General features: G+C 39.2%; 27 protein-coding genes and 2 pseudogenes. 7 read left to right on the forward strand and 22 right to left on the reverse strand.

Features of this window, described 5'->3' with window-relative positions; genetic code table 11:
* Positions 1–278: 278 nt before the first annotated feature.
* From JOC74_RS21615 to JOC74_RS21625, 3 genes are all read right to left on the reverse strand, one after another.
* On the reverse strand, positions 279–806 hold the full coding sequence (locus JOC74_RS21615) for a chromate transporter (RefSeq protein WP_053606210.1): 528 nt from the start codon (positions 804–806) through the stop codon (positions 279–281).
* Positions 806–1,384 carry a chromate transporter gene (locus JOC74_RS21620; RefSeq protein WP_225970296.1) on the reverse strand — a complete coding sequence of 193 codons (579 nt, stop codon included), beginning with the start codon at positions 1,382–1,384 and terminating at the stop codon, positions 806–808. Before JOC74_RS21620 ends, JOC74_RS21615 begins: the two co-directional genes overlap by 1 nt.
* Positions 1,385–1,449: 65 nt before the next feature.
* The gene (locus JOC74_RS21625; protein ID WP_053605604.1) at positions 1,450–3,060 is read right to left on the reverse strand and encodes a gamma-glutamyltransferase family protein; all 1,611 of its coding nucleotides are present in this window, start codon (positions 3,058–3,060) and stop codon (positions 1,450–1,452) included.
* Positions 3,061–3,425: 365 nt separating this feature from the next.
* Between JOC74_RS21625 and chrS the strand changes: the two genes are divergently transcribed.
* Positions 3,426–3,902 (forward strand): chromate efflux transcriptional regulator ChrS, encoded by a 477-nt coding sequence (gene chrS / locus JOC74_RS21630; protein ID WP_053605605.1) that lies wholly within the window; start codon positions 3,426–3,428, stop codon positions 3,900–3,902.
* A 50-nt stretch (positions 3,903–3,952) separates the two neighbouring features.
* Here chrS and JOC74_RS21635 read toward each other — a convergent pair whose 3' ends face one another.
* From JOC74_RS21635 to JOC74_RS21650, 4 genes are all read right to left on the reverse strand, one after another.
* A complete protein-coding gene (locus JOC74_RS21635; protein WP_053605606.1) occupies positions 3,953–4,330 on the reverse strand; it encodes a VOC family protein in 378 nt (125 codons plus the stop codon).
* Complete coding sequence (locus JOC74_RS21640) at positions 4,320–4,703, reverse strand: MmcQ/YjbR family DNA-binding protein (protein ID WP_211086323.1); 384 nt, start codon at positions 4,701–4,703, stop codon at positions 4,320–4,322. The genes JOC74_RS21635 and JOC74_RS21640 overlap by 11 nt, the downstream gene beginning before the upstream one ends.
* 65 nt (positions 4,704–4,768) lie before the next feature.
* Entirely contained in the window at positions 4,769–5,581 is an 813-nt protein-coding gene (locus JOC74_RS21645) for an AraC family transcriptional regulator (protein ID WP_053605608.1), read from the reverse strand.
* A gap of 156 nt (positions 5,582–5,737) precedes the next feature.
* Complete coding sequence (locus JOC74_RS21650; protein ID WP_053605609.1) at positions 5,738–6,382, reverse strand: SDR family oxidoreductase; 645 nt, start codon at positions 6,380–6,382, stop codon at positions 5,738–5,740.
* A gap of 251 nt (positions 6,383–6,633) precedes the next feature.
* On the opposite strand from JOC74_RS21650, the gene JOC74_RS21655 reads away from it, so the two are divergent.
* The 4 genes from JOC74_RS21655 to JOC74_RS21670 all read left to right on the forward strand — a co-directional run bounded on the left by JOC74_RS21655 (position 6,634) and on the right by JOC74_RS21670 (position 9,777).
* Complete coding sequence (locus JOC74_RS21655; protein WP_053605610.1) at positions 6,634–6,870, forward strand: hypothetical protein; 237 nt, start codon at positions 6,634–6,636, stop codon at positions 6,868–6,870.
* Between the two features lie 128 nt (positions 6,871–6,998).
* Positions 6,999–7,973: an aldose 1-epimerase gene (locus tag JOC74_RS21660; RefSeq protein WP_053605611.1), complete on the forward strand. Its 975-nt coding sequence runs from the start codon at positions 6,999–7,001 to the stop codon at positions 7,971–7,973.
* A 114-nt stretch (positions 7,974–8,087) separates the two neighbouring features.
* On the forward strand, positions 8,088–8,906 hold the full coding sequence (gene nadE, locus JOC74_RS21665) for an NAD(+) synthase (RefSeq protein ID WP_053605612.1): 819 nt from the start codon (positions 8,088–8,090) through the stop codon (positions 8,904–8,906).
* Position 8,907: 1 nt separating this feature from the next.
* Positions 8,908–9,777, forward strand: coding sequence for an alpha/beta fold hydrolase (locus JOC74_RS21670; RefSeq protein ID WP_053605613.1), 870 nt, complete (start codon positions 8,908–8,910; stop codon positions 9,775–9,777).
* Between the two features lie 123 nt (positions 9,778–9,900).
* Here the strand turns inward: JOC74_RS21670 and JOC74_RS21675 are convergent, their stop codons facing one another.
* Positions 9,901–10,659: an IclR family transcriptional regulator gene (locus JOC74_RS21675; RefSeq protein ID WP_053605614.1), complete on the reverse strand. Its 759-nt coding sequence runs from the start codon at positions 10,657–10,659 to the stop codon at positions 9,901–9,903.
* Between the two features lie 122 nt (positions 10,660–10,781).
* Here JOC74_RS21675 and JOC74_RS21680 point away from each other — a divergent pair, with 122 nt between their 5' ends.
* The gene (locus tag JOC74_RS21680; protein ID WP_053605615.1) at positions 10,782–11,654 is read left to right on the forward strand and encodes a DMT family transporter; all 873 of its coding nucleotides are present in this window, start codon (positions 10,782–10,784) and stop codon (positions 11,652–11,654) included.
* Positions 11,655–11,736: 82 nt separating this feature from the next.
* Here JOC74_RS21680 and ltaS read toward each other — a convergent pair whose 3' ends face one another.
* From ltaS to JOC74_RS21750, 14 genes and pseudogenes are all read right to left on the reverse strand, one after another.
* The gene (gene ltaS, locus JOC74_RS21685; protein WP_053605616.1) at positions 11,737–13,683 is read right to left on the reverse strand and encodes a lipoteichoic acid synthase; all 1,947 of its coding nucleotides are present in this window, start codon (positions 13,681–13,683) and stop codon (positions 11,737–11,739) included.
* 390 nt (positions 13,684–14,073) lie between these two features.
* Positions 14,074–14,694, reverse strand: a complete 621-nt coding sequence (locus JOC74_RS21690; protein ID WP_053605617.1) for a flavin reductase family protein — start codon at positions 14,692–14,694, stop codon at positions 14,074–14,076.
* Positions 14,695–14,739: 45 nt separating this feature from the next.
* The gene (locus JOC74_RS21695) at positions 14,740–15,252 is read right to left on the reverse strand and encodes a DUF2269 family protein (RefSeq protein WP_053605618.1); all 513 of its coding nucleotides are present in this window, start codon (positions 15,250–15,252) and stop codon (positions 14,740–14,742) included.
* Positions 15,253–15,274: 22 nt separating this feature from the next.
* Positions 15,275–15,960: pseudogene (locus tag JOC74_RS21700) on the reverse strand (response regulator transcription factor).
* Positions 15,938–16,576, reverse strand: coding sequence for a sensor histidine kinase (locus tag JOC74_RS21705; protein ID WP_053605619.1), 639 nt, complete (start codon positions 16,574–16,576; stop codon positions 15,938–15,940). The pseudogene JOC74_RS21700 and the gene JOC74_RS21705 overlap by 23 nt, the downstream one beginning before the upstream one ends.
* On the reverse strand, positions 16,530–17,291 hold the full coding sequence (locus tag JOC74_RS21710; RefSeq protein ID WP_053605620.1) for a HAMP domain-containing protein: 762 nt from the start codon (positions 17,289–17,291) through the stop codon (positions 16,530–16,532). The genes JOC74_RS21705 and JOC74_RS21710 overlap by 47 nt, the downstream gene beginning before the upstream one ends.
* 215 nt (positions 17,292–17,506) lie before the next feature.
* Positions 17,507–17,707 (reverse strand): hypothetical protein, encoded by a 201-nt coding sequence (locus tag JOC74_RS21715; protein ID WP_053605621.1) that lies wholly within the window; start codon positions 17,705–17,707, stop codon positions 17,507–17,509.
* Between the two features lie 141 nt (positions 17,708–17,848).
* The gene (locus JOC74_RS21720; RefSeq protein ID WP_053605622.1) at positions 17,849–18,214 is read right to left on the reverse strand and encodes a hypothetical protein; all 366 of its coding nucleotides are present in this window, start codon (positions 18,212–18,214) and stop codon (positions 17,849–17,851) included.
* A gap of 157 nt (positions 18,215–18,371) precedes the next feature.
* The gene (locus JOC74_RS21725; protein ID WP_053605623.1) at positions 18,372–19,013 is read right to left on the reverse strand and encodes a YczE/YyaS/YitT family protein; all 642 of its coding nucleotides are present in this window, start codon (positions 19,011–19,013) and stop codon (positions 18,372–18,374) included.
* Between the two features lie 223 nt (positions 19,014–19,236).
* Positions 19,237–19,437 (reverse strand): annotated as a pseudogene (locus JOC74_RS21730) (MFS transporter); the annotation flags it as partial.
* Between the two features lie 229 nt (positions 19,438–19,666).
* The gene (locus JOC74_RS21735) at positions 19,667–21,031 is read right to left on the reverse strand and encodes an aspartate kinase (protein ID WP_053605624.1); all 1,365 of its coding nucleotides are present in this window, start codon (positions 21,029–21,031) and stop codon (positions 19,667–19,669) included.
* A gap of 171 nt (positions 21,032–21,202) precedes the next feature.
* A complete protein-coding gene (locus JOC74_RS21740) occupies positions 21,203–21,841 on the reverse strand; it encodes a DUF421 domain-containing protein (RefSeq protein ID WP_053605625.1) in 639 nt (212 codons plus the stop codon).
* Between the two features lie 70 nt (positions 21,842–21,911).
* On the reverse strand, positions 21,912–22,763 hold the full coding sequence (locus tag JOC74_RS21745) for a glycosyltransferase family 8 protein (RefSeq protein WP_053605626.1): 852 nt from the start codon (positions 22,761–22,763) through the stop codon (positions 21,912–21,914).
* 112 nt (positions 22,764–22,875) lie between these two features.
* Entirely contained in the window at positions 22,876–24,168 is a 1,293-nt protein-coding gene (locus JOC74_RS21750; RefSeq protein WP_053605627.1) for a hemolysin family protein, read from the reverse strand.
* A 175-nt stretch (positions 24,169–24,343) separates the two neighbouring features.
* Between JOC74_RS21750 and JOC74_RS21755 the strand changes: the two genes are divergently transcribed.
* Entirely contained in the window at positions 24,344–25,300 is a 957-nt protein-coding gene (locus JOC74_RS21755; RefSeq protein WP_053605628.1) for a magnesium transporter CorA family protein, read from the forward strand.
* The last annotated feature ends 180 nt before the right edge of the window (positions 25,301–25,480 follow it).

Raw genomic sequence — 25,480 nt, forward strand, 5'->3', positions numbered from 1 at the left:
AAAAGGTGAGTATCGGTGCAATAAAGGTTACACCGGTGCAAATAAGCTGTGCATCGAAAGTTGAACAACGGTGCAATAAAAGCGAGCAACGGTGCAAAAAAGGCGTACACTAGTGTAATTATGAATGTTATCCGTGCAATTAATAGAGCCGAGCCAGTCGATTCAACTAAGCAAGTCTCTACAAATACATAGTCAGAACGTAATAAATCAGATATTCAACTAACATCCGCCAGAACAACAAAAAAGCTGCCGAGACATTCTCAGGCAGCTTTTCGTTATTACAGTAAAAATGCACCATAACCAAGTGTAAGCACGATTACAAAGGCTGGGTGAACCTTAAACCTTTCAAGCAGAAGGTAGCTGGATGCAAGCAGGAAAAGCGTGTGCCACAAGCCTGCTTTTTCCCATGCACCTGTTACAAACTCATAGCACATCATCACAAGGAGGATGGCAATGGTTGGCTTGATCATTCCGGTCATTTTTTTGATACGGGGGGAATTTTTAAATTTTAATAGAATTCCCATTAAGACAATCATTACGATGAGGGATGGGGCGATTGTTGCAAATAATGCAACTGCAGCACCTGGTACGCCGCCAATCTCATAGCCGATATAACCGGCCATTTTTGTTGCTATTGGTCCAGGAAGGGCATTTCCTAATGCCAGTGTATTTGCAAACTCACTATTCGTCATCCATTCATAGTGATCGACAACCTCATATTGTATAAGAGGAATCGATGGGGGACCGCCCCCGTAGCCGACGATGCCAGGTACGAAAAATGCTAAGAAAAGATGCCAGTAAATCATCATACGCCTGTCGACTCCCCGCGTGTGATCGATTTCTCTTTTTCTTTACCGGTCACAAAGCTGTAAAGCAATATGGCACCGATTAAGATCGCAGGATGCAGGCCTGCAAAGAATAAAAGAACAAAACTAATCACACCTAAAAAAATGGTCTTTTTCATTCCTTGACCCTTCCATGATTGCTTCATAAAGCTGTAAGCCATGACAAACAGCATGACAGCAATCACGGGTTGTACAGCCGTAGTAATTCCGTTTACCCAGCCGGAATCCTTAAAGGCATATAGATACTTAAGAAAAATGCTTAATAAAATGACGGTTGGCATGACTGTCGCGATAATTGCAATAAGCAAACCAATGATTCCCGCAACCCGGTAGCCGATATAACCGGCCATTTTCGTCGCAATTGGTCCTGGCAATGTGTTTCCAATTGCGAGTGTGTCAGAGAATTCTTCATCTGTTAACCATTTAAAACGATCAACAGCTTCCTTGTATAAAAGCGGTATGGAGGAAGGTCCACCGCCATAGCCCAGCATACCGGCACGGAACATTCCGATAAAAATTTCTACATATCTTTTTAACAACGAATACACCTTCTTCGACAAAAACAAAGCTTGAATATCAGGAAAGCTTTGTTATCTTATTTTTTCTACCATGAAGCAATCGCTCCGTCTGTTCGTGACTCGGTTCCGCCTGCTAAAACCCCATTTTCTTGGCGAATAATCATTTGGCCCCTTCCGAACGATCCTGAATCGAGCGCCCATTCAATCTGATGGCCTTTCCTTGCAAGTGCGTGGGCGATATGTTCTGGGAATGATGGTTCAAGCAGAACCTTTTTCCCTTTGACCCATTGCCAGCGGGGCGCATCCAGGGAGACTTGGGGGTTCAGAGAAAAATCAATCAGATTCATAACGACTTGTAAATGACCTTGCGGCTGCATGAATCCTCCCATGACACCAAATGGACCCACCGGCTTCCCGTCTTTTGTAAGAAATCCGGGAATAATCGTATGATAGGTTTTTTTGCCGGGTTCCAAGCAGTTATCGTGATCTGGGTCCAATTTGAAGCCATGGCCCCTGTTTTGCAATGAAATCCCTGTTTCCGGCACGACCACGCCAGAGCCGAATCCCATGTAATTGCTCTGGATAAATGAGATCATATTTCCTTCATCATCGGCGGCTGCAAGATAAACGGTTCCCCCTTTTGAAGGCTTACCTGGAAATGGATCGATCGCTTCTGTTCCAATTAAGTCTCTGCGTTCTTTCGCATACTGGCTGGACAACAATTGTTCGACCGCCACTCCCATTTTATCCTTTTGCGTAATGTACTGAAGCCCATCTGTAAATGCAAGCTTCATCGCTTCAATTTGTAAATGGAAGCTTTCTGCACTATCTCTCGAATGGAACGTATCATCTTTGAGCATATTCAGTGCCATCAGTGCAATAATTCCTTGCCCATTAGGGGGAATTTCCCACACATCATAGCCTTTGTAGGACACAGAGATTGGTTTCACCCATTCCGGAGCAAAGACTTCAAGATCTTCTTTGCGAATAAATCCATCGTGTTTTTTTGAAAAAGCATCGATCTTTTCGGCGAGCTCTCCTTTGTAAAAGGCTTCAGCATTTGTTTCTGCGATTAGTTCCAGTGTTCTTGCGTGACCTGGAGATTTCCATATCTCGCCGATTTCGGGAGGCTTGCCATTTGGTGCAAAGGTTTTAAACCAGCCTTCAAACACATCATCCGTTAGTGTGTCTTTAAAAGATTGATAGCCTTTTTTCCAAAAGTGCCCGAGAGTCGGGGATACCGGATATCCTTCTTTTGCATAAGTAATGGCTGGCTGCAGAACTTCTTTTAAAGGCAAACGGCCGAATGTTTTTGAAAGCTCAGCCCATGCAGCAGGAGCCCCCGGTACAGTCACCGGAGTTAATCCATATTTAGGCATTTCCTCGTGTCCTTGGTTTTTTACAGCATCAATGCTGATACTATTTGGAGCAGGGCCGCTTGAGTTTAACCCGTGCATTTCGCCCTTTGTCCAAACGATTGCGAATGCATCGCCGCCGATCCCATTTGACGTTGGCTCCACCACGGTTAAGCAGGCTGCTGTGGCAATTGCAGCATCAATGGCATTGCCGCCTTTCTTTAATATCTCGAGCCCGGCCTGTGCAGCAAGCGGCTGCGAGGTGGCAACCATTCCTTTTTTTCCGTATACTGTGTTTCTTATAGAAGAATAAGGGTGATACAATGGATCAAATTTTATCATAGCAGCTCAGTCTCCGATCATTATACAGTAGCTTTTTAAGTCTTTCCCAGCTAGTTCGGGCGTAGGAATATAGTCAGAATTATAGCATCTTTAAGAAAAAAGAAATAGGGTTTTTAACGAAAAAAATTTCAAAACGTAATGAAAAAAATAATAATAATTGATTAGATAAATTAAATATATAAATATACAAACGAAAAGATTTAAAATGTTATTAATTGATGTCGTATCGAAAGTGTATAATATTGGTATTGTTTTCTGTCATAATCATTTATTCTTTTCCAACTTGGACATATAAATGATATATTAGTTTCTAAATGAAGATATAAATCTGTTTTCCAAAACATATCGAAAGTGAGTGAGCTCAAGTGGCAGAAAACTATTTTATTCCGGATTTGACTTTGGATGAGACGGATAAAAAGATCCTTTCCATCCTTCATGAGGAAGGCAGGATTTCTTATACTGATTTAGGAAAACGGATCGGCCTCTCGAGAGTCGCTGTTCAAGCTAGAATTAACAATTTGATGGAAGAAGGAATCATTGAAAAATTCACCGCAGTTATCAATCCGGTGAAGGTGGGCATTCATGTTTCGGTGTTTTTTAATGTGGAGGTAGAGCCGAAGTATTTAGAAACAGTGGCCGACCAGCTGGAAAGAGAACAGGCTGTGACAAGCCTTTATCATATGACAGGGCCGAGCAAGCTGCACATGCACGGGATTTTTTCAAACGAGCAAGAAATGGAAAACTTTTTAACTGGAAAGCTGTATCCTCTTCAAGGAGTAGTAAGCGTCGATTGTCAAATGCTGATTAAGCGTTATAAAAGCCGTATGGGGATGAAGTTATAGAAAAAATAAAAACAGCAATCTCGGGAGATGCGAGAATGCTGTTTTTTGCTTTAGGCAAAAAGACTGATGAGGTTACCGTCCGAGTCTTTGACAATTGCGTAGCGCTGCCCCCAAAACGCGTCCCAAGGCTCACGATGTGCCTCATATCCACTCTGGATTATTTTTGAATACAACTCATTAAGTGCATCGCTGCTGTCACACTTAAAAGCTAATTCAACCCGGTGCCCGTAAGGTTCTGCCCAGCTTCCGTATACGCTTTTTGCAATTTCCTGTGTATCAAAAGCCAGTCGACAACCTGCTTGCTCTACTTCTGCGTGCGGCTCTTCGTTTGCGCTCTCAGGAATTTCAAATCCTAGCACGCGGTAAAAATCCAAGGCTTTCTTCATGTCTTTCACTACAATACCTACCATGTCCAGTTTAATTCCCATTTTGAATGCCTCCTTCTGCTGTACTAATCTCTTTTTGAACTTTTTTCGTTAATTTTTGAAAAACCAATGTGTAAGAATGTATGATTAGCTTCTCCCATAGCTCTTCTGGAAGATCTGAATCGATATAGATTGAATTCCAATGTGTTTTATTCAGATAGTAGCCGGGCATAATCCCTTCATAGCTTTCTCTTAATTCTTCTGCGTATTCTGGATTGCATTTTAATGATAGAATGGGCTTTCCTGTCGGGTGACCACCGATCATAGCAAACATTTTTTCGCCTACTTGAAAGCGGTCAGCTTTCCAATCCGCTTGATAATCATGTACGGCACCCGGTAACTTAAGGCAATAGGCTTCTAAAGTTGAATGGTCCATAAAAACCTCCTTCATTCATCAGCATAACTATTTATCTTTTTTATGACTTGGAAAAAACGGACAGATTATGAACCGAAAATGTCAGAAGGTGATAAACCGTAATAGCGTTTAAAACTGTTAATCAAATGTGGTTGATCATAGTAGCCGGAAGTAAGAGCCATATCAACGAAACGAGAGTGGCTGCCTTGTTTCAGATCCTGTAATAGATATTGAAACCGAACAATATTTAATAGTTCTTTTGGACTTATTCCTAGTTCGTTTTGAAATGTTCTTCTTAAACTCCTCTCACTCCAGCTGATTTTTTCTGCCAGTAAACGTATTTGAAGATTTCCTTTGTAAGCATACATATAATTCAGTGCCGTTTGGAGAAAACCATCTGATTTGAATTCATGCTTTTCAAAACGGTTTTTTAATTTAGACTCAACTATCTGAATAATTTTCTCAATTCTTTTTGCATTTAAAATTTCCTCCCAAACAAAAGCTGTTTCATGGCCCCATATATCTTCGAGAAATACCAGATTGCCAGTAATCGAAGAAATAGGATGACTCAAGGCAAAGTGAGCGGTTTCGATATAAAATCGGATGCCAAATAAAGACTGGTCTTCCGAGCAATACGTGACCATGTATTCAGGCATAACCCCTGCTGCAAAAGCTCCCTTTGAAACAGAAGTGGATCGCAGGTCGAAAATAATATCAACACAGCCATCAGGGATGACACGATGCAGCTTATTTTTATCTTTTGCCCGAATGTTAATTGTCCAATAACAAGCAATATATTTCTCTAAATTCTTGCTTGGCGCATATTCTTGATAGCGATAACATGGATCGAAGAATTCTTGTTGAAAGGCAGGTGGTTGGAGTGGTCGGAAAGGGTGCATCGGAATGTCACTTCCTTTTTAATAAACGTGTTGTCTTTTTTAACTTTATCATTATAGATAAAATAGCTCTAGCTCTTGTATCATATCGACGGAAAACCCGATCATTCTCCATCACCAACTAAAAGCCTGTCCATTTCTAAGACAGGCTTACTGAGCTTACAACTCCTTTAATGCATCTGCTATCGGCACATTCCCAGAAACCAAGTCAAACGCTTTCCGGTAAGTATTTTTCTCATTAAGTGCAACTAGCGCTGTTTTTGCTACGTCTTCACGCGGGATGCTGTTTCTTTCAAGATCTGCCGCAGCTGAAATTTGGCCGGTTCCAGGATCATTTAATAATCGCCCCGGGCGGATAATCGTGTAATTCAGGCTGCTTGCTTCCAAAATCTTATCCGCATAGTGTTTCGCTGCGTAGTAGGGCTTAATCGCTTCATTCCAGTTCTCTCTTACGTGGGATTGCAGCGCGCTGATCATGATGAAACGTTCAATTCCTGCTTTTTCTGCTGCTTCAATCGTTTTCGCCGCGCCGTCCAAATCAATGAGTAGCGTTTTGTCGTAGCCGGTTGTCCCGCCGGATCCAGCGGTGAAAATAATCGCGTCACTGCCGCCTGCAGCCTCAGTCAAGCTTTCTACACTTTCTTCAAGATCGGAAATCACCGTATTAATTCCTGATTGTTTCAGATGTTCAGCTTGTTCTTTTTTTCTGACCATTGCAGTAACTTGATGTTCCTTGCTGTTGTGCAGAAGCTCTGTTAGCTGACGGCCGATTTGTCCGTTTGCCCCGATTATCAGTACGTTCATGTATAAAACTCCTTTCTCTATTCATCTGCTTCTATTATTTCAAGCCGCGAATTTTTTATCAAAGATCTTGATTGATAATTCTCACATTTCGATGTGCTATGATAGGATTAAAATCGGATGGCAGGGGGATATATATGAAAAGAGAAGATGCATTATCTGATGGACAGCATAGAAAATTGGCAGTTGATCAAATTAATTAAACATGGGACTACATAGAAAAACCAACTCGAACTAAAGAAGAAGACACCACGATGCTCCATATGGCACATGCTTCCCGTTTTCATTGGGGAATCGCGGGGCAGCCGGTTAATTTCTCTCGTGGGGAGTGGCTGTTGTCCAGACTGTATGCACTCTTAAGTAGAGCTGAACCCATTCTTTACCATGCGGAAGTGAATATGGATTTGATTCAAAAATATAAGATCGCCGATTTTGACATGGCATTTGCTTGTGATGCTTTGACCGGGCGTATCGTGTTGCCGGAGATATAGAAGCTGTGCAAAAGAAAAAGGCACTGGCTTTAATAATGAGCGAGTCCATTTCGAATGAACAAGGTCGTAAATTATTGCTTGCCGATGTTGATACAATAGACTGTTAAATATGAAGGAGAGCTGGATTGATGACAAATCATATTGAACACGTAGAATATTTAGACGAAAAGGCGGTTAAATTAAGCAGTTCATATTTGGACGCGATACTTATTCCATCCTGGGGAAGCAATCTTATTTCTTTACAATGGAAAAAAGAAAATGTAAACGTTTTGAATGTGCCGAAGTCATCAGAAGAGTATCTCTCAGCTCCATTTTTCTACGGAATACCGATTCTCTTTCCTCCTAATCGAATCGATCGAGGGAAAATGAGCTACGCCGGACAAGATTATCAGCTGGAGGTTAATGAAACAGACAAAGAAAACCATCTTCACGGCTTTCTGCATGATAAACCTTTCAGCTTAAAAAGTGCAGAATTAGAGGATGGAAAAGCGGTCGTAAAAACCGAGCTGCAATCTAGCCATTTCCCCGATATTATCAGGGTTTTTCCACACTCTTTTAAAATAACAATGATTTACACGCTTGATGGTTCAAGCCTTCGTGTTGGAGGCGAAATGAAAAATCTTGGTGATAAACCAATGCCCTTTGGCTTCGGCTACCATACTGCTTTTCCATTTCCGCTGAATAACAAGGGTGACAAAGAAGCTTGCACGTTCACACTTCCTGTCAGCAAGCAATGGATCCTGAATGAACGCTCCTTGCCTACGGGTGAATTAAAATCGAGTGAGCACAATTACAAAGAAGAGACGAGCCCGATTGGCAGAGAGCTTGATGATATTTTTCTTGCTGATATCGATCAGCAGGGTAACAGTATCGCCGCATTAACGGATCATGCCGCGAACTTGAAGGTTGAATATCAGTGCGATCACTCGTTTAAGCATTGGGTTGCATTTAATGGAGCAGAGGGTTTGTTATGTCTTGAGCCCTATACGTGGGTAACGAATGCGCCAAACGTGAATCAGTCAGCTTCATTGACAGGATTGAAAGGTTTGGATCCAGATCAGACCATTACTTGTATGTCTACATTTACAATCTCAAGCCTTTAGCAGGATGGCTAGTGCTTTGAATAGTAAAAATCCATACATATCCCTTTATTTCAATTGCGAGGATTGGTATCTTTAAATTAAGATAAATTGCATTAAAATTAGGAGGAAGCAAAGATGTCTTTAAGAGAACAGATTATAAATGCCCTAAATGTGCAATCAGAGATTGATCCAAAAAGCGAGATTAGAAAAAGAGTAGACTTTCTGAAAGAGTATAAGAAAAAAACAGGTGCTAAAGGTTTTGTCTTGGGAATTAGCGGGGGACAAGATTCAACGCTTGCAGGAAAGCTTGCGCAATTGGCCGTTGAGGAATTAAGAAACGAGGGTGAAGAAGCTGAGTTTACTGCTGTCAGGCTGCCACATGGCGCACAGGCCGATGAAGCTGATGCCCAGTTGGCACTTCAGTTTATTCGCCCCGATAACTCTATAGTCTTTAATATTCAATCTACGGTCAGCGCATTCGCTGAACAGTATGGAATTGAAACGAATGAGCACTTATCCGATTTTAACAAAGGGAACGTAAAGGCGCGTGTCAGAATGATTGTCCAATATGCAGTTGGCGGGCAAAACGGGCTGCTTGTCATCGGTACGGATCATGCAGCAGAAGCGGTGACAGGGTTTTTCACAAAATACGGAGACGGCGGTGCCGATATCCTGCCGTTGACGGGTTTGTCAAAGCGTCAAGGCAAAAGTTTGCTTATGGAATTAGATGCTCCTGAACGGCTTTATACAAAATCGCCGACAGCTGACCTTCTGGATGAGGTTCCTCAACAGGCGGATGAAAAAGAGCTTGGGGTTACTTATAACGATATTGACGACTATTTGGAAGGGAAGCCTGTCCGAAAAGAAGTCGAAGAAGTGCTAGAAAAGCGCTATCTGCTTACCGAACATAAACGTCAAGTACCTGTATCCATGTTTGATGATTGGTGGAAGTAAATTGCAGGATAATCGTACGGTTCAAAGTGTGAGTACAGTGATAAATGATATGAACATACGATATTTTACAGCCGGTGATAAAGGATCTCCGGTTGTTTTTATACATGGATCCGGTTTAGATTCGGCTTCTATCTCGTGGAGCAGAGTGCTGGGGGAGTTAGCAGAAGAATTTCGCGTATTTGCTCCTGATCTCCCCGGATATGGACAAAGCGAAAAGCCTGAGGTCGACTACACTGTCGATTACTATGTTGCGTTTTTAGAGCAGTTTTTAGACCACATTAATGAAAAAGAAATTTGTATAATTGGGCTGTCAATGGGTGGGGCAATTGCGCTTTCTTTTGCTTTGAGACATCCTGCTCGGACAAAAAAATTGGTGTTGGTCTCCTCCTATGGACTTATGCAGAGACTGCCGTTTCACCCTCTTACTGCTTTCTCGATAAAGACAGCGGTAATGGAATGGGGGTATCTGGTGCTGCAAAAAAGCAGAAGCCGCTTGTTGACGAAAAGGGTGCTGTTATCAGGATTAATTTGTGCCAAGGAAAAGCTAAGCGATGAATTGCTTGAAGAGGTTTATCTGGCTTCGCAGGATCCTCAGGCAGGAAGAGCCTATTGCTCATTTTTACGAAGCGAGCTAATGGAAAAGGGGCTCAAGTCAAATTTTCTTGAAAGATTATCTGAAATCAGGATGCCGACATTGCTTGTTCAGGGTACAAAAGATAAAACGATCCCGCTTTCCTGCGCGATCTCAGCTAATGAAAGCATAAAGAATTCGAATCTCTTTTTATTTGAGGGGTGCAGCCATTGGCCGCAAAATGAAGAGACGGACAAATTTAATCAAACAGTGAAGCAATTTTTGTTATATGGCTGCTGACTTTGAACTTAGGAGTTTTTCTATCGGAAATATCGGTCCTTTTTTCAAATCAAGTTCCCCTCCTGGTGTAGTTAGACAATCCTTCTTTAACGACAGGGCAAGGTCGATAAAGAAGGATTTAATCTATTTGATCCCATACATTAGCTTCTTCGTAATCCCTTCGCTCTTTTGATTTAAAATCTCAATGAACTCGTCAGTTGTTTTTTGTAGTAAGCGTTGTTTAGGCCCAGATACGGATAAGGAGCCTATCGCTTTTTCTTCAAAAAAAACAGGAACAGAAAAACACAGTAATCCTTCGCTTAATTCTTCATCATCGATCGCATATTTTGAGGATCGGATATTTTCAATTTCCTGTCTTAGCCTATCAGGGTCTGTAATTGTGTGAGAGGTATATTGATGTAGCTTCTGATCTAAAACACTATCTATAAAATCCGAATTTGAATATGATAATAACATCTTGCCAGCAGCTGTTGCATGCAAAGGGCCGCGCCAACCGATATAAGACAGCATTCGAAATGGATGAGGAGATTCCTTCTTAGCGATATATCCAACATGGTAGCCATCTAATACAGAAAAATGACCAGTTTCACCAGTGATATCTGATAGAGAAACAAGAAAAGGATAAACTGTTTGCTGCAATGACGGGATGGCTAACGCGGCGTTTCCTAATTCCATCAAACGTAATGTAAGGCGATATTTTTTGTCATCCCCCTGTCTCACTATCTGTTGAAGGCTTAACGTTTTTAACAAACGATAGACTGTTGCTCTTGGGATTCCTGTGAGCTTGCTAATTTCTCCTGCACTCAAACCCGCGCCATTTTTAAATTGTTCTAAAATTCTAATCGCATGTACGACACTATTAACACCTTCTGTTACCGGCATTTATTGTACCCCCTTGACAGTTTGCAACACAAATTTTATTCTAATTGTATCATTATTGATACATAAGTGTCCATTATTGATACAAAATTGAAATGAGCTAGAGTTTGGAGGATAAGTTTTCTATGAAACGCGGAATTTTTCTATTAGTACTTGCTACACTTCTATGGAGCGGCAATTTTATTTGCGGACGTTATTTAGCAGATGCGTTGCCTGCACCGTTACTGAACACAATTCGATGGGGGATATCGACTATTCTGCTTTGGGGATTGCTGGCTATCAATAAAAAGAAATTCCCGATTGTTTCAAAGTGGAAGGAATTTATGATTTTAGGATTTTTCGGTGTATTTGCATTTTCAACGTTAACTTACTTAGGGCTGGGATCTATAAGTGCATCTCAAGCTGGTATGATCTCGGCAGGAATTCCGATCGCAATTTTACTATTTACTCCTTTTCTTTTGAAAGAAACTATAAAAATGAAAGCTTGGATTGGTGCTGTAGTATCAATAGCAGGCGTTATTATTTTAGTACAAGGGAAACACTCAGCATCTTCTGAAGGCTCTATTGTTGGAGAGCTTGTAATTCTTTTATCCTGTTTGGCGTGGGGATTGTACACTGTGCTCGGAAAACGATATGGAAAGCAATTGGATCCACTGACGATGACAGCAGGGGCGGCTTTCTACGGAACGCTTTTTAGTGCCATAAGCTGTATAGGAGCGGTGAAGCCAGATATGATACATATGACAGGTAACGCATGGTTAAGTGTCATTTATGTCAGCACGTTCGCCTCTGTAGGTGCTTACTTCTTATGGAATACGGGGGTTAAAATAGTTGGAGCGGGAACAGCAGCTCCATACATCAACTTGCTTCCTGTTTGGACAGTAGTATTAGGTGTCCTGCTATTACATGAACAAATAACTGGCATCACGCTTTTAGGAGGTATTATTACGATCAGCGGCGCCTTTTTAACAAGTTACAGGAAAGCTTCTGAACGATGAATTTTCCTTCAAGAATATCGTGACAGAAAAAACCTTGGCGAGAAAATAATTTCTCACCAAGGTTTTTTATAATCGTCTTGCTTTATTGTCCTTCTTTTTGACTTTTGCTTCCTTCTTCACTATTTTTATTTCCGTAGTGATAAAGGGAAGGATTCACTTTTTTGAAATCTTCAAGGTCATGGAAGCGCAGCAAATCCTGATAAAGAACCTGATCTGAGAGCTTGAGCTGCTGCTCCACCCTTTCTTTAATATTTTTTGTTTGTTCGTTTGGTTCCAGCGTATTTCCAGAAGCCGTATCGTAAATGGTATTATCAACAGAAGTGTACTTCGGTGTGATAAAGTCTCCGTTTCTTAAGGCAACTGTCTGGTCATGTTCTTTCGAGAACAAGTCGGTCCCGAAGTTAATATAGTTCCTTTGATCAATCCCTTGCAAATGAAGAAGTGTAGGCATGACGTCAATCATACCGCCGTATGTGTGATTGACTCCGCCTTCTTTGCCAGGGATATGAAGCATCAACGGCACCCGCTGGTTCTGCATATTTTGATAAGGCGTAATCTCTTTTCCTTGAACCTCTGCCATGGCACGATTGTGGTTCTCTGATATTCCATTATGATCACCGTAAATCATAATGATGGAATCATCGTATAAACCGGAAGCTTTTAGATCATTGATGAACTGCTCCAATGCCTCATCTAAATAACGCGCCGTTTGGAAATAACCATCAACCGTGCTATCACCTGTTGTTCCCCTGTCAAGTGACGCATCCTGCTCATTGAGAATAAACGGATAGTGGTTCGTAAGCGTCAGTAAATGAGCATAAAAAGGCTGCTTTAAGGACTGAAGCATCGGCATTGACTCAGAAAAGAACTCCTTATCCTTTAAACCAAGATTAATTAAATTTTCATTTTTCATGTTGTAATAGCCGGCATCATAAAATTTATCGACGCCAAATTGCTTGTAAATCTGGTCACGGTTCCAGAAGGATTTATAATCGCCGTGGAACACTGCGCTTGTATATCCTTCTTTTTGATTAAGAATCGCCGGAAGCGACTGATACGTATTTTGTCCTCTTGTCATAAAAGCAGCGCCTTCAGGGAGACCAAATAAGCTATTATCAAGGGACAGTTCCGAATCTGCTGTCTTTCCTTGCCCGGTTTGATGGAAGAAGTTATCAAAATACGTCATGTTTTCTTCTCCGCGGGCAAGCTTATTAAGAAATGGAGTCACTTCTTCACCGTTTAATTTGTAATCAATTAAAAAAGATTGAAAGCTTTCCAAATGAATCTTAATAATATTTTTTCCTTTTCCGACACCGAAATACTCTGGATTCGGTTCGGCATAATGAGCACTTGTATAGTTTTTGGCCGTCGTTAAATCATCACTTGTCGCATAAGCTCTTTGAGACTCAGACTTGGCTGTCTCAATCCCGTTATAAACGGTGAAATTGTATGGTCCCAAATATTTGACGATGTAGTTCCGGTCAAAGGTTCTTGATAGCAGATCAGGGCGATCCTTCTCAGCTAGTCCCAAGTTAATCATAAATAACGCAAGGCCGCTAACGATAACAAGCGATGCCATTTTCTTGCTCATTTTAAACGCTTTTATTTCCGGTCTCCAAATCATAATCGCGATGAGAATCAAAAAATCAAGAAAGTAGATGACATCGTGAAAGTTCATAATGTCAAATACACCGTCTTGCATGTTACTTAGATTGTCTCTTTGGATAAAATTTGAAAACGTCAAGAAATCATCAAAGAATCGGTAAAATAGGATATTTGCGTACAAGATTAAGGTCATGACAGCATCCATGATCAAAATGATGGCCGCGGAAATCCTTCCTTTTGCAAACAGTGCAAGGCCTAAGAACACAATTATTGCACTGAATGGATTAAGGAATAATAAAAATTGCTGAAATCCGCCTTTTACACCAAGATTAAATTCCATAAAATACGAGGCATAGGTTTTCGCCCATACCAGGACAACAGCTAATAAGAAAAAGCTCATCTTATTTGAAAAAATTTTTTTCATTCATTCCTCTTCCTTTTTTAAAACATTTAAAAAAAATTTACATGGTTCCATATCTCTATTTACAATTCTGTGAATCGAAGTTTGATTCACCTATCCATTTTATTTTTAAGTCTTCATTTTTTCAAGTGAAAATAGTCTAGTTAAAATGTGGAGAGTTTCTTCATTACCGAAAATCTCTATAATTTGTGAGAGGTAATAACCGTTGGAAATGCCTTCATATCAAGGAAAGTAGGAAATAAAAGCAGAATATATGAACCGGAAAAAAATGTCGTTATTTGATTAAATTTGGTGATTTAAAAAAGATTAAATTTCTATGACATTTAGGCATTGATGGAAATTTTGGGATATCCGCTCTTTCGAGTGAATATGAGAGAATGGCTAGTGTTATTTCTATAATGGTCTTTCGATCGTAAATTTTTTTCCGAGAGCAGCGTAGTCATTTCCTGCTAGCCTGCAGACTGGCGCCAAGTGTTCCGAAAGTATGTAGCCATTAGCAGGATCATACACCTGATTGTGTAAGTGATAACAAAGCACTCTGCCGATTATCAAATCCGTCGTTTCTTCATTATGATCGTTTGCAAAAGTTAGATGCTGCTCAAGTCTGCATTCAAATCGAATTTTTGCTTCTCGAATTCCCGGCACTGAAATTTTTTCACTATCCACTAAAGATAGCGATGTTTGCTCCAGCTCACTTTCGTCTTGCGGGAGGGAGGCAGCTGTTTTATTGATCTCCTCGATAATCGATTCATCACTCAAGTGAATGACGAATTCTTTGCTGTTTGTGATGTTTCTTGCAGTGTCCTTCATTTCTCCGTTTATTCTTTGAACAGAGATGGAAAGGAGCGGGGGATTCGAGCTAACAACGTTAAAGAAACTGAAAGGCGCAGCGTTTACAACTTGATTTTCTAAAGAGATGGAGCTGACGAAGGCAATCGGTCTAGGGATGACACTGCCTGACAAAATTTTGTAGTTATCCTTAGCAGAAATATCATTTGCATCAATTTTGTACACACAAATCCCTCCTTGCTTCCGTTTAGTATATCACTTACAGTTTGATTAGAGAGAAATTTTGCTCGGCCTAGAAGCATTTCTTTTGCCCCATGGTTTAATTACAGAGAGCCAGAATGTCAAAATCAAAGACAGAATCTGCAAAATCACACCTGTGAAGAGCCAGCCTTGATTAATCATCTCTTTGGCTGCCAGTCCGTTTGCAGATGAAACGTTGAAAGCATTTAGGCTGATGGAATAGATAGCAACGAGCCCTAATCCCATCATAACGAGTGAGAGTACCTCTTTTGCAATGATCCAGTAATGTTTAAACAGGCCCCAGTTAGTGAGGACGGATAACAGAATTCCGGTAATTACCGTGCCGAAAATTGAAACTCTTCCGCTTGATGAGGCAAGTAAATACATTGCTGTATAGGATGAGACAAGAGTTTGCTCATTCTCAGTTGCGGCCGCATTAATGCTCAGAACTAGAAAAACAACGGTTGTGCCAAACCATATGGCGGCAAATAAGATATGAAGAAGCAAAAGTGATTTTCTTTGGTTGAGGCTGATTTTTTTCATTTGAGCTTCCTCCTTTTAGAGGTCAGGCTTTAAAACGATAGCCTGCGCCCCAAATCGTTTCAATAAATTTCGGTTTGGATGGATCAGTTTCGATTTTTTCTCTGATTTTACGAATATGGACAAATACTGTGCCCACATCACCCATGCTATCCAGACCCCAAATTCTTTCAAACAAATCCTCCTTGCTAAACACCTGGTTCGGATTCACAGCTAAAAAATAGAGCAAGTTAAACTCTTTTGAGGTAAAAATGACTTCTCGTTCATGGACAAATACTCTGCGGGACCGTTTATCGATTCGGATGCCGTCGATATATAATTCATCACTAGGTTCCGCATGGTTCGTCAGCCGGCTGTATCTGGATATGTGGGCCTTCACTCTTGCCACCAATTCACTCGGGCTAAACGGTTTAACGACATAATCATCAGCTCCGATTCCAAGTCCACGGATTTTATCAACATCTTCTTTTTTGCAGATACCATGATAATCGGGATGTTTTTCGTATTTCTAATCTTCTTGCAGATTTCAAATCCATCGATTGCAGGCAGCATAAGGTCGAGAATAATTAAATCATAATTCCCAGTCATGGCTTGATAGAGTCCGTCATCTTCTGTACCCGATATATCAACGGAAAAGCCGTTTGCTTCAAGGTAGTCTCGCTCAAGATTTGCAATGGTTGCTTCATCTTCAATTATGAGTATGTTCTTCAGATTGCTCACCTTCATTCTTTCTATTTAGAGTAAAGGAAATAGTCGTTCCTTCTCCCATCGTACTCTCTGCCCAAACTGAACCGCCGTGCCCTTTTACGATTTCCTTTACAATCGCCAGTCCAAGTCCGCTGCCGCCTTTTGCTGAATCCCTTGAAGGATCCGCTTTAAAAAAATTGGTAAAAATATGGGGGAGAACATCCTCTGGTATTCCTGAGCCATTGTCGTTTATTTGGATGATCAGGTGATTCGTTTTCGGAATAATGCTTAGTGTAATTTTCTTATTTTCCTTATCAAGATATTTCAGGCTGTTTCCAACAATGTTGATAAGGACTCTTTTTAGCTGATCTCTGTCTACTTTTACCAAATAAGGGTCCTTCGCCTCTGCCTTAAGTGTAAAGGTTACACCATCCTTTTGATAATCAAAGGTAAGTTCCTCGATAAAATCCATAAGATAAGCGCGAATATTTATTGTTTCAAAATGGAAGGTAATTTTGTTTAAATCAAGCTTTGAGTATAAAAAGAGCTCGTCAATTAAATGATCTAATTCCTTTGATTTTGCAAAGATAACCTTAATGTATTCTTGTGTTTTTTCTGGTGTATTGGCGACCCCGTCCATGATTCCTCCCTAATTCATCGTTTTTATGGGATGTGATGGTAAAATCTAATTCTCCTGTGCTTATCTTTTTAGCTGCCCGAGACAGCTGATTCACCGGTTTTATGATGCTTCTTGATACGAAATAAGTTAGGAAACCGTTTGTAGCAATCAACCCAATTAGAATGACTCCTAAAAGGATAGGAATAAAGGTTTTGAAAAAACTTGAAAATACATTGGCATCTTGAATTAAAAAAATCGAACCTTGCTCCCCATCTGGATAATAAAAATCCAGCTGTTTTAATGAAAAGAAGTCATGCCCGATCCTTGTAAACGGAGGGCCTGTTGCACCAAAAGCCGGCAGGTCACTGCTCTTCACCGATGAACTTCCCGGGGAGAGATAAATCGTTTCATTTCCTTTTAGAATCGCAAGAGTGGTTTGTTTTTGATTTAATTCTTCATTGATTTCAGAAAGAAATGCAGAGTCTGTAAGCTTATCTGGTGTGAGATTCGCCTGTTTTAGCAGCTTGGCAGATACAGCAGAATGATCATTTCGCCAGCTTATATGGTCACCGCTATTGAAATAAAAAGCCTGTAAACTAAATACCGCAATTACAAATAATAGGAATGGAATAACGACCATCAAAATATTGGAGATCAGCAGTCTTTTTCTTATTGACGACGTACGAATCGATTTCACCAGCTTTCTATGTGAATTCCGTGTTCTAAAAACAATCATAACCCAGCATAAAAAACATTACACTGCAAGGATGAACAAGAAAATTATGCACTTTTATTTCTTAGGCACTTTTAGAATAAATGGGGATGTTTAAATTTTTTTAACTTAATGTTTAACTTTTTTTAAATACATGATTTGTTAAATCTTAAATTCAAGAACGGGACTTCCAAAAGTGGAAGCCCCGTTCTTGAATTCTAAAAAGTGACCTATTGTATCTATTTTAAAAGTTCAAAGAATTCGTGTTCTGGTTTCATCATTTTTGTACCTTTTTCTGATTGTAAATAAATTTCTTTATCGCTTTCAAAGAGAACCTTTATTTCTAAGTTTCCAAGTTCAATTACCTTTGATTCATTGCGAGGTTCTATATCTTTATTCCAATCAGTCGCTTCGTTAATAAAACGAGTAATTTCTTCCATTTTGTTTTTATCATTTATTTCAGTACAGTTGTTATCAGACGGTTTTTGGTAGATACAGATACGTTCTGGAACTTTATCTATCCAAATTGTTGAATTATAGATTGGAGTTTTATCGAAAATGACCTCTGTTTGATCTTCTAATTAATTGTAGTGGGCTAAAATCAATAACTCAGCATCAAATCCTTTTTTTATCCATCGAGAATTAAATCCGCTCCAATCATTTTCTGAGTCATCATCGTTAAGTGCCGAGTCCTTATTTTTAACGACCCACCCATATTTAGGAAGTGCTTTCGAGTAAAATTCATAGATATCAATCCAATGATTACCTTCAATAATATATTGATGTTCAGTTGGTTTTAACCCTTTGAATAAAGGGATGTCTTTGTGCTCTTCTGGAATAATGGTCATTCCCTTATAAGTATCGTCTGTAATTTTTTGATATGCAAACCCACTTAGGATAATGAAAATTACAATAATTCCATATAGAAGCCATTTTATTTTTCTCATTTAATTCCTCTCTATTTACTATATTTGTTGATTGGTTATTTTAGCCTATCATAAATAGCATTTGTTCAAAATAAGTAATTGTCAACTTGATAAATTTCAACAGAGTTAATGAAAAGAACCCAAACAAAAAAGCCAAGCATTATAGAGAATGCTTAGCCTAATGAGCCGGATGTGATGCTTTTTCAGCAAATTTTATAATGATAAGTTCTAACAGATGCTTTGACTGCGGCAAGGAGTAGCTCAAAATCGTACCGGTAAATAGGGCAATGATAATCGTGCCAATCCCGATTGGTCCTCCAAGCAGCCAGCCGATAGCTAAAACGCTGATTTCAATCATGTTTCTGACCTTTTTCACGTTCATACCGGTTTTTTCGGAGATTAACATCGTCAGTGTATCTCTTGGGCCGGCTCCTAATCCAGCTGATACATAGATGCCTATTCCATAGCCAATAATTAAAACGCCGGTAATAAACGTAATTGTTGATACGATCAGACTGTGCGGTTCTGGAATGATCATTGTAAAAAAGTCTATAAGCAGCCCGATCAGCAGCATATTAATTAATGCGCCGAGCTTGGGCAGTGATTTCGTAAACAAGCATGTACCAAATATAATAAATGCTCCGGCAATAATCGACCATTGACCGATCGTTAAACCGAAATGTGCAAATAATCCATAATGAAAGGAGTCCCACGGTGATATTCCTAAAGCTTTTCCTTCGATTGTCAACGACACGCCGAAAGCGAGAATAAAGAGTCCCGCAAAATAAAAAAGCCAGCGTATAAGCAACTCGTGTTTCAATACTGTCCCTTCCTTCTATTATTGTCCGTGAAATAATATAACACACTAACTAATAGGTTTGAACCCTGTATGTAAAAATTTATAAAAAGTTTTTCATTAGTTTTTTGTAGTAAGAAAAATAAAAAATATGTGAGTTTTCTAACATTATTTGAAATGATCCTTCTGGCAATTCTTTAGGATAATAAAAAAACCGCCCCATTATGCAATCGGGGCTGACTTTCCATTATCGTACGCCTTTCATAAAAGTTTGTATGAAAGGAGAGAAAAACAAAAGTAAGAAACCAAGTAAAATTGAAACCAATCCAATCGCTCCAAAATAAATCAATTCCGTTTCCGGAGTATAGAGCTTTACAATTTGCGCATTAATTGCTTGGGCTGAAGCGTTTGACATAAACCACAAGCCCATCGATTGTGCCGAGAAAGCTTTAATTGAATGGAAACATTATTTCTTTAGTAAGAAAACACTTTAGAATAATAAAAAAATTATAAAAAGATAAAATATGGGCATGATCGCTTACAAATTACGGCATGAAATATTTTCCCCTCCGTAATTGCTCTTAAACCTGATTTTGTATTTTTTGGTTTAACTGAGGGATTAATGGTGACTATGGTATATTTTCTTACAACAAAAAAACCTCAAAAAAAATGAGGTTTTAATAAGCTGGAACTTTTGAGAAAAATTCTTCGTACAGTGCTTTAACGGATTGTTTTTCCTGGGCTTCTTTTACGGCAAACATCATACTGACTTCAGAACAGCCTTGATTGATCATTTCGATATTGACCTTGGCTTCGGAAAGGGCTCTTGAAGCTCTTGCAGTCGTTCCTACGTTGTGCCTCATTGCTTCCCCAACCACCATAATAAGAGCAAGGTTATGTTCGATTAGTACTTCATCTACAGAAAGCTCATTCTTTAATCGTTCAGAGATGGCTATTTCTGTCTGTTCATCCATTTGGTCCTGCTTAAGGATAATCGTGATGTCATCGATACCGGATGGAATATGTTCATACGTTAAACCGTAATCTTCGAGAATTTGCAAAACTTTTCTGCCAAATCCGATTTCTTTGTTCATTAAGTATTTGCTGATGTAAATGCTGCAAAATCCATTATCGTTCGCGATCCCGACGACAGGTCCGTTTGTAAGCTGACGTTGGCTGACAATCTTAGTTCCCGGTGCAGACGGGTTATTCGTATTTTTAATATTAACCGGAATGCCAGCTCGGAATGCAGGGATTAACGCTTCATCATGAAAGACATTAAATCCGGCGTATGAGAGCTCGCGCATTTCCCGATACGTCAATTCTGTAATTTCTTTCGGCTGATCAACAATGGTTGGATTGACTGAAAAAACTGCATCTACATCTGTAAAATTCTCATAAAGATCTGCTTTTGTTCCATTTGCAAGAATTGATCCGGTAATATCTGAGCCGCTTCTTGAAAAGGTGATGACTTCGCCTGCTTCGTTATATCCGAAAAAGCCAGGGAAAACTACGACACCGGGAATATTTCTTAATTGGTAAAGGTTAGTGTACGAATCAGGCAAAACTTGTGTGTATCCAGGTTCGTCTGTTACAAAAAGACCGGCATCTTTAGGGTTCATGTACGTAGCTTCAATTCCCTTATGCCGAAAAAATGCAGCAATGAGCTTTGCATTATTGTCCTCACCGCTAGCCTTGATTGCATCAATATATCTGTCGGGATTCTTTTTATCTCCATTTAATAAACTGATCAAATCGCTTTTGATTTGTTGGATTATCTCTTCGGATAACCCGATTTCATTGGCTATTGAAGAATATCTTTCGATGATTTTATCCAGAATATCTGGAGTTTCTCCCTTATGCAAGTATGCTTTTGCGCAAGAGATCAATAGATCTGTTACTTTTGTGTCATGACCGAATCGTTTCCCAGGTGCAGAAACTACAACAATCTTTCTAGAAGGATCCGATACTACGATATCTAAAACTTTTTCGAGCTGGTGTCCTGAAGCTAGTGAGCTGCCGCCAAATTTTACAACCTTCATGTTACATCTCCTAAAGTTAAAGTGTCATTCTAAAATTATCTTTCATTATCGCTCTTTTTCAGGGAATAATCAAGAGTTTTCTTTCCTGAATGAACAGATGTATTTTTGATGTGGACTTTATTTGAATAAAATGAATTAACAAAAAAAGATGGGATCTCATCTCCCATCCTTTCACTCATTGTTCTTTGCAACGTAGAGGCCGTTTTCCTCAGACCATTCCGCATAATAAATGTCTTTCATTTTCGTATAGCCGTTCTCCTTCAAAAGACGGATCAGCCATTCTTTGTTTTTGCCTTTGCATTTTAATTCGTCTTCGATGATCTCGCCCTCATTTACGACAAGTGAAGAAGGCTCCGTAACTCTTTCATCATTTCGTAGTACACTAAGTTTTCCGCTTGGCTCTAATTGCGCAAACCTGACTTCCTTAAGTGAAAAAATTCCCTGCTCTCGAAGCATCGTACGGAATTGCTCCATCTCCAGCTTGTTTTTTTCAAATATTTCCGGCTTCACTCGCCCATGCTCCACAAGTATGGAAGGCTCTCCCTTTAAAAACTTTCTGAATCTATCATTTTTTTGTACGGCGAAGTCAAATAAAAATATAAGAGTTCCCCAGAGTGCGATTGCATAAACAAGATGCAAGACATTCACATTATCCTGGTAAAGCGATTCCTCTAAAATTCCCCCTAGAACGATTGCATAAATGAAATCAATAGGTGTGACCTGTGACATATCTTTTTTTCCTAAAATACGTACACAGATTAATAATGTAATTAATCCGATAATTATTTTTAAACTGATGGCTCCAAACATTTATTCGTACCTCCGTGTTAATTCTTTTAAAAAGACACTATTCAATCATTTGAACAGTGTCGAAGTCATTTTAAATGCTATTAGCAATTGCGGTAGCACTCGTCCAATTTGTCAGCTGCAAATAGTCAAAGTATTTTTTTGCATATGGATGCTTTGTTTGTGAGTTCCAAGGTTTTTCAGGTCCGCAAAAATGAACAATCGCCGGATTCAGCCGGGTTTCTATATGCTTTTTCTGGTCGATTAGCGATGCGGGAATTTTTTCCTTCAAAATAATGTGGGATTGCGCGTTCCACCTTGGATGAAGCTGATGCCATTTGTCATGTAAAATAGCGTTTAAAGCATCTTGATCATGAAATTCTAATTCTGGAGATTCTTTCATGAAATTCAGAACTTTGTTAGAAATATCTTTCTTTCTCCATTGAACAAAATCAATGATCATCATTCCAGAATTAAAATATTTCGATGTTTCGCTAATCTGCATCTTTTCTAATCGATGGTGCTGTCCTGCATCTTCAACCGCTGCACACGGATAAGGATGAAAATCATAATCCCATAGCTTTGAGATGTCCTCCAAGACCACGGCGTCACAATCAATGTAAATGGCTTTGTTTACATCTGGGTCAGTAATAAGCTCAGGGATGCAGATCCGATAGTAAGCAGCTTTTGTAATATGCTTGCTTTCATAAGCATGTTCAAACTGTTGTTTATCAATTTCTAAAAATTGAATTGGTATGCCAAATTTAAAAGTTGTTTCCTGTAATCGTTTCTTATTATGCTCTTTAATGCCTCCGTCAATGACGTAAAGCTTAACCTTTCTTGTCTTATCCATATTCTTTAGCAAGGATACAAACATCACTCCCAAATGCTGCGCATAATTGTCATCTGCGGATGATACGATATGCATTGTTTTTCGATTTGTCATGATTATCCTCTCCTTTGTTGTGTATTTTCTATATACCCGATTTTCGATTATTAAACTCTAAAAAGAGCATCTTCAAAACAAAAAGAGCATCGGATCCCTCGACCGACGCCCTTTAAGCAGCTTTGACTTCAACTAATAAAATGTGATGATTTTCAATATCCTTTACTTTGAAAATGTACCCTTCATCTCTAATTTCGGTTCCGGGCTTGGCATCAATACGTTGAGAGAGGATCCATCCCCCGATTGTATCAACATTTTCGTTAGATAAATCAATGCCCAGCAGCTCGTTTACTTCGTTGATTAATAGTTTTGCATTCAAAATATAGTGGTCATCCTTTAATTTTCGGATATCTGAAATTTCATCTTCGTCAAATTCATCTTGAATTTCGCCAACTATTTCCTCAAGAATATCTTCAATCGTCACTAAACCGGATGTTCCGCCATATTCGTCGAACAGAATGGCCATTGGTGTACGTGCCTTTTGCATTTGAATCAATAAATCATAGACAGGAATGGTTTCGATAACTTGGATGACAGAATGAATATAGGGCTCTAAATGCTTTTTATCAGGGGGATCTCCAGAGAGCAAGGCAAACATCATTTCCTTAATGTTGATCACGCCAAGCACTGTATCTTTATCCCCTTTTATTAACGGATAACGTGTAAAATGAGTGTCGTTGATGAATTTTTTCATGTCATTCAGCGGATCATCAATAGATATACAAATCATTTCATTCCGGGGTACCATAATTTCTTTTGCCAACCTATTATCGAATTTAAAAATATTATTGACGTACTGCAATTCTCTCTTATTAATTTCACCGCTTTGGTAGCTCTCGGATAAAAGATGCCTAAGCTCTTCTTCCGAATACGCTAATTCAGACTCTGACGTGAGCTTTAATCCGAAAAATCTGGTGATAAGCCGAGCGGATTGATTCAATAACCAGATGAAAGGAAAGAGAATCTTGTAAAACCAAATGAGCGGTTTTGCAAATAGCATCGTGATCTGTTCCGCTTTTTGAATAGCTGCTGATTTTGGAGCCAGTTCTCCAACGACGACATTTAAAAACGTAACTAGAGAAAAAGCGATTGCAAATGAAACTAGATGTGTAATTGCTTCATTTAATCCAGCTTTTAAAAATAGAGGCTGCAAAAGGGATACAACAGTCGGCTCACCCAGCCATCCCAGTCCTAATGCTGTCATCGTTATTCCCAATTGGCAAGCAGAAAGAAACTCATCAATATGTGAAATGACGTGCTTTGCTGTTAGTGCTCCTTTTGCCCTTTGGGCTACAAACTGGTCAATCCTTGACTTTCGTGCTTTTACAATCGAAAACTCCATTGCTACAAAAAATCCAGTTAAGGCAATTAGTATTATTAATAAAATTAGTTTGATAATAACCAAATCAACCGCCTTTCTTTGGATAAGAAAGGCGACACCTCCTATTCATTCCCCTAAAAACGTTCCCATCCTTTAGTATGTTTCCACAAAAAATTTTGCTGAAACCACCTATTTGTTTAATTTCATCGTAATTTGGGCAAAGAAATAAAAAAAACATTCAGCAAAGAGGAGAGCATTTATGGAAATACATCGTGGTGAGGATTGGGTATGGTATCAATTGATAAATGAAACCGAGGAGGAAGGAAAAAAGTTAACCGAGCAGTTTCAAATGCCGCAATTCCTGCATTGGTATGAGACGATCGACCCGAACAAACGTAATACACTACATATTGATACTGCTTTAAGGAATAAAGAAGCAGTCTATGGATCGTTTCATTACACACAAGATCTTCACGAAGAGGCGGATCACTCAGTGTTTCATTTTTATGTGACACGCGATCATTTGTTTACGGTTGACCTGGATATGTCCATTCTTAAAGGGATTGACCAAAAACAAGTAAATGACCAAGCCAAAAATGCTCCGGATTCGATCGAAGGCTTTTTGGTCATATTAGGGGAGATGTTGAAGGGGTATTTGGAAGGAATCGATATCTTAGAAATGCGGCTTCAGAATTTGAAATGGCAAATTTATGCTGACAATAATAAAAGTATTGTTGATCAAGTTCTTGTGCTTCGCCATGAGATATTAATTTGGAAAGGCCTGATTATGTCGATAAAGAAAATTTTGATGGCGGTTGAGGAAACTTTTTTAATTGACAGCCCTCAAAAAGAAGCGTTCCTTCGAACAAGCAAGAGAGTGGACAGAGGTTTTATTTTTGCAAGTGAATTTGAAGAGGAACTAAGTTATCTGATGCATTCAGAAGAGGTCATCACTTCTCACCGCGGCAATGAAATCGTCAAATCATTAACAATATTTACAGTGCTATTTACGCCAATGACAGCACTAGGAGCGTTATGGGGAATGAACTTTGAATTTATGCCTGAGCTGTCTTTCAAATACGGCTATTTATTTGCGATTGTACTTATTCTTTTATCTACTTTGCTTATCTATCTTTATTTGGTGAAGAAAGGCTGGACCGGAGATATACTAAAGGATAAAAAGAAGAAAATTCTGAGGAAAAGGCGTTCGGACTAAATCGGAAAAGCTGTCGTAAAATTAAAGATAACGAACATATTAATTTAATTGCTGCCCTTGTGGCAGTTTTTTTATTTATTAAACTTATTTCATAATATTTTCGAATTTTACAATAAGTTTACTAATCACTTAATATTCCTTAAAACTTCAGCTATAAAATTTACTTTGGTTCTACAAATT

Source organism: Bacillus capparidis, assembly GCF_017832095.1.
GTDB lineage: Bacteria > Bacillota > Bacilli > Bacillales > Bacillaceae > Bacillus > Bacillus gobiensis.